The organism is Actinocorallia aurantiaca (assembly GCF_039533685.1).
In the GTDB taxonomy this organism is placed as follows: Bacteria; Actinomycetota; Actinomycetes; order Streptosporangiales; family Streptosporangiaceae; genus Actinocorallia; species Actinocorallia aurantiaca.
The window spans coordinates 125332-134241 of the sequence record NZ_BAAATZ010000006.1; the positions used below are offsets into that span (position 1 = coordinate 125332).

Below are 8910 nucleotides of genomic sequence, written 5' to 3' on the forward strand. Positions count from 1 at the left end.
TCTGGCTCCTCCACCCGGCCCGACGGGCCGGGCAACCCGACAGACGTGGCAGGAAGGGGAAACCGCCGTGTACTTCACCGACCGCGGCATCGAGGAACTGGCGGCCAGGCGCGGCGAGGAGGAGGTCTCCCTCGTCTGGGTGGCCGAGCGGCTGCGCGAGTTCGTCGATCTCAACCCGGAGTTCGAGATCCCGGTCGAGCGGCTGGCCACCTGGCTGGCCCGGCTCGACGACGAGGACGAGGACGACGGCTGAGCCGTCGGGGCCCCTCGGCGGGGGCATGCCGGAGTCGTCGGGGCTTCGGCATGCCTTCGGGGGGCTCCGCGAGGGGCTCAGGCCTCGGCGCGGGTCTGGTCGGCGGAGGGGCGCCGGTAGGTGATCATGCGCTTGACCTCGACCAGCCGGCGCTTGCGTATCTGCTTGCTGCGGTTGGAGCGGATCCGGCGGAACTCCTTCATCCGGTCCTTGGGCACCGGGATCCCGTTGCCGGTCAGCTCGTAGCCGATCCGGCGCATCTCCTCGCCCACGATCTCCTCGATCAGCGCCAGGTCGGTGCCGGTCAGCCGCTCCTCCCAGGAGTTCACCGAGTCGGTGCTGACCGGGTTGGAGATCTCCTTGAAGGGAGTGCCGGTGGGACGGTCGGGGTCCTGGTGGTAGTCGAGCATGGAGTCGATCCCGGCGGGGTCCAGGCCGAGGAAGGCGCACACCTCCCCCAGGACGGCCTTCGGGTCGGCGACGAGCTCCTCGTAGCGGACGTCGAAGAACTGGTCCTCGGGGAGCTTGCGGCGCCAGGCCTCGGCCGAGACGATTGCCCGCTGCCACATCTCGGTGGCCGACTCCACCCCGCCCCAGCTCCAGCCGACCCGGTTCATGGAGGCGGCGCAGGCGCGGGGGTCGCGGACGACGTTGACGTACTGGGCGTCGGGGAAGAGGTCGAAGACCGCGTTGAGGTTCCAGGCGTGCGAGGGGCGCTTGTCCCCCCAGCGGGGCTTGCCCTGGTTGCGAGCGTTCAGCGCGAAGCAGGCGGCCAGCATGGAGCCCATGGTGGGAGGGGCCAGGACGACGGCCTGGATCAGCTCCTCGGGGGTGGCCTTGAGCCGCTCGCTCCGGCTCTTCTTGTTCTTGACGATCCACTCGCCGACCTTGCGGCGGTTCTCAGGGTCCCCGAAGTCGCCGAAGGCGTCGCGCTTCCGGTACAGGGGGACGATGAACGCGGTCTCGTGCGGCACCGCCAGGTGGGGGTGGCTGTTCAGCATGCTCCGGAGCAACGTCGTCCCTGACCGAGGACAACCCCCGACGATGACCGGCCGGCCGGACCCGCCGGCGCCAGACACCTCAGTCCCTGCTGGGGTTGCATCATGTGACGAAAATTTCTCCATGTTGCGGCAGCTTAACGGGACTCACCCGACTCTGTAGGTCACGAAAGCCTTACAACAGAACCGGACAGAAGTGACGTACTCCACACCCGCCCCCCAAAGTTTGAAGTCCAGCCTCCATATGTCACAATCTCTTGACGGGTGACCCCCGTGTACGTCGAGAGGCGACCGTCCACACCCCCCGAACACCACGAGGCCGGGTGTCATCGCGGCGTCTGCCCGAACTTCCAACTTTCGTCTTAGTGGGGTCGCTGTGGCTACTGACCTTCCCGATTACTCCGATGATCCGGCCTTCGCCATCCATGTCGGCGGCAAGCTCGAGATCCGCTCCACCATCCCCGTCCGGGACAAGGACGACCTCTCCCTCGCCTACACCCCCGGTGTGGCCCGCGTCTGCACCGCGATCGCCGATCACCCCGAACTCGCCTACGAGTACACCTGGACCTCCAAGGTCGTGGCCGTCGTGACCGACGGAACCGCGGTCCTGGGTCTGGGCGACATCGGCCCCGCCGCCTCCATGCCGGTCATGGAGGGCAAGTCCCTGCTGTTCAAGGAGTTCGCGGGCGTCGACTCGGTGCCCATCGCCCTGGCCACCACCGACGTCGACGAGATCGTCGACACCGTCATCCGCATGGCGCCGTCCTTCGGGGGGATCAACCTCGAGGACATCAGCGCCCCCCGCTGCTTCGAGATCGAGGACAGGCTGCGCGCGGCCCTGGACATCCCGGTCTTCCACGACGACCAGCACGGCACCGCGATCGTGTCGCTCGCCGCGCTGACCAACGCCTCCCGGCTGCTCGGCAAGCCGCTGTCACAGATGCGCGGCGTGATCGCCGGCGCCGGCGCGTCCGGTGTCGCGGTCTGCCGCATCCTGCTCAACGCGGGCGTCGGCGACATCGCCGTCGCCGACAGCAAGGGCCTGGTCTACCGGGGCCGGGACGGCCTGAACAGCGTCAAGCAGGCGCTGGCGGAGGACACCAACAAGGCGGGCCTGACCGGCTCGACCGAGGAGGCCCTGCGCGGAGCCGACTTCTTCATCGGACTGTCCGGCTCCACCGTCGCCGAGTCCGCCATCGCCGCGATGGCCGAGGACGCGATCGTCTTCGCCCTGTCGAACCCGACCCCCGAGGTCGAGCCCGACGTGGCGGCCAAGTACGCCAAGGTCGTGGCCACCGGCCGCAGCGACCACCCCAACCAGATCAACAACGTGCTCGCCTTCCCCGGCATCTTCAAGGGCGCCCTGGACGTCCGGGCGCATTCGATCACCGAGGGCATGAAGGTCGCCGCCGCCCAGGCGCTGGCCGCCGTCGTGACCGACGACGAGCTGGCGGCCGACTACATCATCCCCAGCCCCTTCGACCCGCGGGTCGCCCCGGCGGTCATCGCCGCCGTGTCCGCCCAGGCCAGGGCCGAGGGGGTCAACCGGATCTGACCTGATCCGACCACAGGATGTCGGCACCGCGTCCTCTCCGTCGCCCCGGAGGGAACGCGGTGCCGAACTTTTTTGGGGCAACACTCAACGGACACATACGAGAACTTTGAGTTGCATAGATCTTTGTCACTTTTAGGTAAAGGATGGCCCTAGGAAAGATCATGTTTTAAAAGCGCTGGTAGCGTGCCGAACTCCTATCGGCACTCACTCCGTCTGGAGCGACTCAGCGTATGAAGAAGGCCCTGCACCGTCTCGCCGTCCTCTCCCTTCCGCTGGCCCTCACCGCCAGTGTCCTGCCCGCACAGAGCGTCTCCGCGGCCGTCGACAGGACGGCCAAGTACAACGCCAAGGCGCCGAAGGGCTTCAAGCGGAAGAACGCCAAGGGCGTCACCAACGTGAACAAGTACCTCTACCCCCGCCGGGACTACGTGGGCGTGTTCACCCAGTACGACAACCGCTCTCCCGTCGGCGGGGCCAAGTACTTCGGCGGCCTCGTCGGCAAGAAGAAGCCGAACGTCATCAAGGGCTTCGCCAACTGGGGCGCGCCCTTCGACCAGGCCTGGGCCAAGAGCATCTGGAAGGCCGGCGCCATCCCGCAGTGGGAGCTGGAGGCCCACCCGGTCGACTGGAACGGCGGCATCACCGTCAAGAAGATCGCCAACGGCCGCGCTGACGCCTACATCAAGCAGATCGCCCAGAGCGTCCGCGCCGCGAAGGTACCGGTCGCCCTCAGCTTCGCCCACGAGTTCAACGGCGACTGGTACGAGTGGGGCTACTGCAGCCGGCCGAAGAAGAACCCGCCCGCCACCGCGTGCAAGTACAAGACCAAGCCGGCCGAGTTCAAGAAGGCCTGGAAGCGCATGCACGGCATCTTCACCAAGGCGGGCGCGACCAACGCCATCTGGATGTGGTCTCCGAACGAGACCGGCCCCCGCGCCGAGGTGAGGCTCAAGCCCTTCTACCCCGGTGACGCCTACGTCGACTGGATCGGGCTGATCGGCTACTACCGCAGCACCTCCAGCACCTACGCGAAGGTCTTCACCCCCAGCATCAAGGAGCTGCGCAGGTTCACCAAGAAACCGATCATCATCGGCGAGGTCAGCACCCTGCCCGGCAAGAACCGTCCGCGCCAGATCAGGGACTTCCTGAAGAACGTCGCGGCCGACCCGGGCGTCATCGGCTTCATCTGGTTCAACAAGGACCAGCGCAAGAACGAGGGCCCCAACGGGGACTACCGGGTGGAGAAGAGCAAGGCCGGCGTCACCGCCTTCAAGACCGGCCTGAAGAAGGGGTACTTCGGCCGCTAGTGAGGGCCGGTGGTTAGGGTCGGGGCATGTTCGCTGTCACCGCGGCGCGTATCGACGCCGAGCAACCGTTGAACGGGTTGGAACTGGGCGAGCGCCCCGACCCCGTGGCCCCCGAGGGCTGGACCACCGTCACCGTCAGGGCGGCGGCGTTGAACCACCACGACCTGTGGACGCTGCGCGGGGTGGGGGTCCGCCCCGAGCAGCTCCCCCTCGTGCTGGGCTGCGACGCCGCCGGGATCGACGAGGACGGCAACGAGGTCGTCGTCCACTCCGTCGTCGGGGACCCCGACCGGGGACAGGGCGACGAGACCCTCGACCCCAAGCGCTCGCTGCTGTCGGAGGTGCACGACGGCACCTTCGCCGAGCGGGTCGTGGTGCCCCGGCGCAACCTCGTCCCCAAGCCCTCCGCCCTCAGCTTCGAGGAGGCCGCCTGCCTCCCCACGGCCTGGCTGACCGCCTACCGGATGCTGTTCGACAAGTCGGGGGTCCAGCCGGGTTCCACGATCCTGGTGCAGGGGGCGGGCGGCGGGGTGGCCACCGCGCTGATCGCACTGGGCGCCAAGGCCGGGTACCGGGTCTGGGCCACCAGCCGCAGCGAGGCCAAGCGCAAACGGGCGCTGGAGCTGGGCGCGGACGCGGTGTTCGAGAGCGGGGCGCGGCTGCCCGCCCGGGTCGACGCGGTCATGGAGACGGTCGGGCAGGCCACCTGGGCGCACTCGGTGAAGTCGCTGCGGCCCGGCGGGCGCATCGTCGTCTCCGGCGCCACCAGCGGCCCGATGCCCCCGGCCGAGCTCACCCGGGTGTTCTTCCTGCAGCTGCAGGTGGTGGGATCCACCATGGGCACCCGCGAGCAGCTGGTCCGGCTGACGTCCTTCCTGGAGACCACCGGGCTCCGCCCGCCCGTCGACCGGGTGCTGCCGCTGGCGCGGGCCCGGGAGGGCTTCGCCGCGATGGCCGAGGGCGAACTGTTCGGAAAGATTGTTTTCACCATCTGAAGCCCGCCGTTCCCGGACACGCCTTCACCTGCGCTTTCAGCGGGCGGGCGGCGGCCTCGGGAACCGTCCTGAACACACGAAATTCAAGGGGGACCGGCGACGGTCGGAGCCGGTTCCCCGATGACGTGTAATACTCGCCGCAGGGAAAAGGAATTCATCGCATCGGGCTCACTGCGCGAGGGGCGGAAGTGGACCTCGTTTCATACGCGGACCTGGTCGTCGAACTGGTCAACACCCACGATCCGGCCGAGGACGCGCTGCACGACCTCGACTCCCTGCGGGCGCTGCTGACCCCGCGCCCCCATCTGCTGGGCCGGCTCACCTACCGGGACCTGGAGGCCATGCGCCAGCTGCGCCAGGAGCTGCGCGGCATCGTCGAGGCCGCCGTCGCGGGCGAGGACGACCGCGCGGCGGAGGGGCTCAACGCGATGCTGATCCGCCATCCGGTGCATCCGGCGCTGTCGGACCACGACGGCCACCCCTGGCATCTGCACCTCACCGAGGACGGCTCGGTCCCCGACCGCTACGCCGCCGGGGCGGCGATGGGACTGGCCGTCCTCATCGGCGAGAGAGGGATCGGCGCATTGGGCCTGTGCACTTCCCGGGAATGCCGGAACATCTTTTTCCACACAGGGTCCGACAGAAGTCAGCGTTACTGTTCTGATCGCTGTGGCAAACGGGACGGCGGCCAATAGCGCAGCACCACCCGGCCCAGGACGTCCTGTTCCGGGACGGCTCCGAAATCCCAGCTGTCACGCCTGCCGGGAGCTCGCTGGTTGTCGCTCTCCAGCCACCAGCCGCGGTCCCGGCGGAACACCGCCCGCTTGACGAGCAGGAGGCCGTCGCGGCGCGCCACGACGAGGTCCCCCTCGCGCACCGGGCCCTCGCGCACCAGGAGCCGGTCGCCGGGCCCCAGCGTGGGGAGCATCGACAGGCCCTCCACCCGGACCACCCGCCAGCGCATGTCACCGCACCTCCCGCCCTGGGCACCTCATCCTCGGAGTAATGTCTGATCTACAGCATGATCCGAGTCCGCCCACTCACGAAGGGAACCACAACGGTGAGCCTTCTTCGACCGAACACGGTCGTCTCCGCGCACTGCGACCTGCCCTGCGGTGTCTACGACCCCGCTCAGGCCCGCATCGAGGCCGAATCCGTCAAGGCCATCATCGAGAAGTACGCGGCCAACGAGGACCCGGCGTTCCGCGCCCGGGCCATCGGCATCAAGGAGGAGCGGTCCGACCTCGTCAAGCACCACCTGTGGGTGCTGTGGACCGACTACTTCAAGCCGCCGCACTTCGAGAAGTACCCGCAGCTCCACGAGCTGTTCAACGAGGCGACCAAGCTCGCCGGCGCCGGCGGCACCAAGGGCAGCCTGGACGTGAAGGTCGCCGACCAGCTGCTCGAGAAGATCGCGGAGATCGACAAGATCTTCTGGGAGACCAAGAAGGCCTGAGCCTTCCGCCGTCCACCCGTCCATGCCCGGTCCCTCTGGACCGGGCATGGCCGTTTCCGGGCCCGGACGGACCGGTGAGATATGCCACAGCCGACGGACGCCCCTTAAATACGCATTCTGGATGCGCATTTGCTACCTTCATGGTGTGCGCTTGACGAAGTTCACCGACCTGGCCCTCCGCGCCGTGATGCGCCTGGCGGTCTCCGAACAGGACGGCCCCCTGACCACCCGGCAGGTGGCCGAGGCGGTGGACGTCCCCTACGCGCACATGGCCAAGGCGGTCAGCCGACTCCAGCACCTCGGCGTGGTGGAGGCCCGGCGGGGACGCGGCGGCGGGCTCGGACTGACCGTGCTCGGCCGACGCGCCTCCATCGGCTGGCTGGTGCGGGAACTCGAAGGCGAAGGAGAGGTGGTGGCCTGTGAGGGCGACACTCCATGCCCCCTGCGGGGGGACTGCCGACTGCGGCGGGCGCTCCGCGACGCGCAGGAGGCCTTCTACGCCTCCCTCGACAGGCTGACCGTGGCCGACCTGGTCTCCTCCCCGAACGGGCCGGTGCTGATCGGCCTCTCCGTCCGCCCTCCCGACTGAACGAACACCCCTCGAGGATTTCCCGAGCAGGGCCTGGGGTACACCCATGCCTTAATACGAAGATCATTTACCAATTAGGAGTCCCCCATGCTGTCCGAGCAGTCCGCCCCCGTCGTCCGCGCCACCCTGCCCGCCGTCGGCGGCGCCATCGGGGACATCACCCCCCTCTTCTACAAGAAGATGTTCACCGCACGCCCCGAACTGCTGCGGGACCTGTTCAACCGGGGCAACCAGGCCAGCGGGGACCAGCCGAAGGCGCTGGCCGGCTCGATCGCCGCGTTCGCGACCATGCTGCTGGAGCGCCCCGACGAGCGGCCCGACGCGATGCTCGGCCGGATCGCCCACAAGCACGCCTCCCTGGGCATCACCGCCGACCAGTACCAGATCGTCCACGAGCACCTCTTCGCCGCGATCGTCGACGTGCTCGGCGAGGCCGTCACCCCCGAGGTGGCCGCCGCCTGGGACGAGGTCTACTGGCTGATGGGCAACGCGCTGATCTCCACCGAGGCCAGGCTCTACCAGGAGGCCGGCGCCCCCGGCGGGAACGTCTGGCGGGAGCTGGAGATCGCCGACCGGCGCGAGGAGACCCCCGACACCGCCTCCTTCCTGCTGCGCTCCCCCGACGGCTCCGCCCTGCCGCCCTTCCGCCCCGGCCAGTACGTGAGCGTCCAGGTCGACCTGCCCGACGGCGCCCGCCAGATCCGCCAGTACAGCCTGTCCAGCGCCCCCGGCCGCCCGGAGTGGCGGATCACCGTCAAGCGGCTGCGGGCCCTCGACGGCACCCCCGAGGGCGAGGTCTCCTCCTGGCTGCACGAGCACGCTCTGCCCGGCGACCGGCTGCGGGTCTCGATCCCCTTCGGCGACCTGGTCCTGCCCGACGGCGACGGGCCGCTGCTGCTGGTCTCGGCCGGCATCGGCAGCACCCCCATGCTGGCCATGCTCGACCACCTGGCCTCCACCGGCTCCACCCGCCGCGTGGTCGTGGTCCACGCCGACCGCTCCGCGGCCGCCCACGCCCACCGGGACGAGCTGCGCTCCCTCGTCGAGGCGCTCCCTGACGGCGAGCTGCACCTGTGGTACGAGGAGGCGGGCGCGCCCGAGGCCCTGCTCGGCCGGGCCGACCTGGGCGTCCTGCGGCTCCCCGAGGGCGTCACCGCCTACCTCTGCGGCCCGCTGCCCTTCATGCGGACCGTGCGCGGCGACCTGCTGGGGCTCGGCGTCCCCGCCCGGGACGTGCACTACGAGGTCTTCGGCCCCGACCTGTGGTTCGGCCAGGACTGACCCGACCGGTCAGGGCGGGGCGGATCAGTGGTTAGGCTGAAGGCATGATCCGCCCTGCCCTTCCCGAGGACGTGCCGACCATCCTGCGTTTCATCCGCGAGCTCGCCGAGTACGAGCGCTCGCTGGACCAGGTCGAGGCGAGCGGGGAAGACCTGCGGCGGGCCCTGTTCGGACCCTCTCCCGCCGTCTTCGCCCATCTCGCCGAGGACGAGCGGGGAGAACCCGTCGGGTTCGCCCTGTGGTTCCTCAACTTCTCCACCTGGACCGGACGGCACGGTATATATCTGGAAGATCTTTACGTCACGCCCGAGGCCCGCGGCGGCGGATACGGCAAGGCCCTGCTGACCGAGCTCGCCCGGATCGCCGTGGAGCGGGGATATGCCCGCTATGAATGGTCCTGCCTGGACTGGAACGAACCCTCCATCAGGTTCTACAAGTCCCTGGGCGCCGAGGCCATGGCCGAATGGACCGGCTAC

The 8910-nt window shown here is 69.0% G+C and carries 11 protein-coding genes; 9 read left to right on the forward strand and 2 right to left on the reverse strand.

What is annotated here, in order from left to right; translation table 11 throughout:
• Nucleotides 1-67 precede the first annotated feature (67 nt).
• The gene (locus ABD327_RS07420) at nucleotides 68-253 is read left to right on the forward strand and encodes a DUF6104 family protein (protein WP_344449458.1); all 186 of its coding nucleotides are present in this window, start codon (nucleotides 68-70) and stop codon (nucleotides 251-253) included.
• Nucleotides 254-330: 77 nt separating this feature from the next.
• On the opposite strand, the gene ABD327_RS07425 is transcribed toward ABD327_RS07420, so the two are convergent.
• Entirely contained in the window at nucleotides 331-1377 is a 1047-nt protein-coding gene (locus ABD327_RS07425; protein ID WP_344449459.1) for a sulfotransferase family protein, read from the reverse strand.
• Between the two features lie 250 nt (nucleotides 1378-1627).
• On the opposite strand from ABD327_RS07425, the gene ABD327_RS07430 reads away from it, so the two are divergent.
• The 4 genes from ABD327_RS07430 (at nucleotide 1628) to ABD327_RS07445 (ending at nucleotide 5803) form a co-directional block, all read left to right on the forward strand.
• Nucleotides 1628-2806 (forward strand): NAD(P)-dependent malic enzyme, encoded by a 1179-nt coding sequence (locus ABD327_RS07430; protein WP_344449460.1) that lies wholly within the window; start codon nucleotides 1628-1630, stop codon nucleotides 2804-2806.
• Nucleotides 2807-3036: 230 nt separating this feature from the next.
• Entirely contained in the window at nucleotides 3037-4113 is a 1077-nt protein-coding gene (locus tag ABD327_RS07435) for a glycoside hydrolase family 26 protein (RefSeq protein ID WP_344449462.1), read from the forward strand.
• Between the two features lie 26 nt (nucleotides 4114-4139).
• Nucleotides 4140-5108 carry a zinc-binding dehydrogenase gene (locus ABD327_RS07440; protein ID WP_344449463.1) on the forward strand — a complete coding sequence of 323 codons (969 nt, stop codon included), beginning with the start codon at nucleotides 4140-4142 and terminating at the stop codon, nucleotides 5106-5108.
• Nucleotides 5109-5296: 188 nt separating this feature from the next.
• Nucleotides 5297-5803, forward strand: coding sequence for an ABATE domain-containing protein (locus ABD327_RS07445; RefSeq protein WP_344449464.1), 507 nt, complete (start codon nucleotides 5297-5299; stop codon nucleotides 5801-5803).
• Here the strand turns inward: ABD327_RS07445 and ABD327_RS07450 are convergent.
• On the reverse strand, nucleotides 5761-6072 hold the full coding sequence (locus tag ABD327_RS07450) for a S24 family peptidase (protein ID WP_344449465.1): 312 nt from the start codon (nucleotides 6070-6072) through the stop codon (nucleotides 5761-5763). The two genes, ABD327_RS07445 and ABD327_RS07450, sit on opposite strands and share 43 nt — an antisense overlap.
• A 57-nt stretch (nucleotides 6073-6129) precedes the next feature.
• Between ABD327_RS07450 and sodN the strand changes: the two genes are divergently transcribed.
• The 4 genes from sodN to ABD327_RS07470 all read left to right on the forward strand — a co-directional run.
• Nucleotides 6130-6564 (forward strand): superoxide dismutase, Ni, encoded by a 435-nt coding sequence (sodN, locus tag ABD327_RS07455; protein ID WP_344449466.1) that lies wholly within the window; start codon nucleotides 6130-6132, stop codon nucleotides 6562-6564.
• Nucleotides 6565-6709: 145 nt separating this feature from the next.
• Nucleotides 6710-7153 (forward strand): RrF2 family transcriptional regulator, encoded by a 444-nt coding sequence (locus ABD327_RS07460; protein ID WP_344449467.1) that lies wholly within the window; start codon nucleotides 6710-6712, stop codon nucleotides 7151-7153.
• Between the two features lie 87 nt (nucleotides 7154-7240).
• Entirely contained in the window at nucleotides 7241-8434 is a 1194-nt protein-coding gene (locus ABD327_RS07465) for a globin domain-containing protein (RefSeq protein ID WP_344449468.1), read from the forward strand.
• A 44-nt stretch (nucleotides 8435-8478) separates the two neighbouring features.
• Nucleotides 8479-8910, forward strand: a 432-nt coding sequence (locus ABD327_RS07470) for a GNAT family N-acetyltransferase (protein ID WP_344449469.1), incomplete at its 3' end; no start/stop codon positions are given.

What these genes read in the sequence shown, in the direction of transcription:
- ABD327_RS07425 (WP_344449459.1), bottom strand. Translation starts at nt 1,377, where the DNA reads ATGGAGAAATTTTCGTCACATGATGCAACCCCAGCAGGGACTGAGGTG.
- ABD327_RS07435 (WP_344449462.1), top strand. Translation starts at nt 3,037, where the DNA reads ATGAAGAAGGCCCTGCACCGTCTCGCCGTCCTCTCCCTTCCGCTGGCC.
- ABD327_RS07440 (WP_344449463.1), top strand. Translation starts at nt 4,140, where the DNA reads ATGTTCGCTGTCACCGCGGCGCGTATCGACGCCGAGCAACCGTTGAAC.
- ABD327_RS07450 (WP_344449465.1), bottom strand. Translation starts at nt 6,072, where the DNA reads ATGCGCTGGCGGGTGGTCCGGGTGGAGGGCCTGTCGATGCTCCCCACG.
- sodN (WP_344449466.1), top strand. Translation starts at nt 6,130, where the DNA reads ATGATCCGAGTCCGCCCACTCACGAAGGGAACCACAACGGTGAGCCTT.
- ABD327_RS07465 (WP_344449468.1), top strand. Translation starts at nt 7,241, where the DNA reads ATGCTGTCCGAGCAGTCCGCCCCCGTCGTCCGCGCCACCCTGCCCGCC.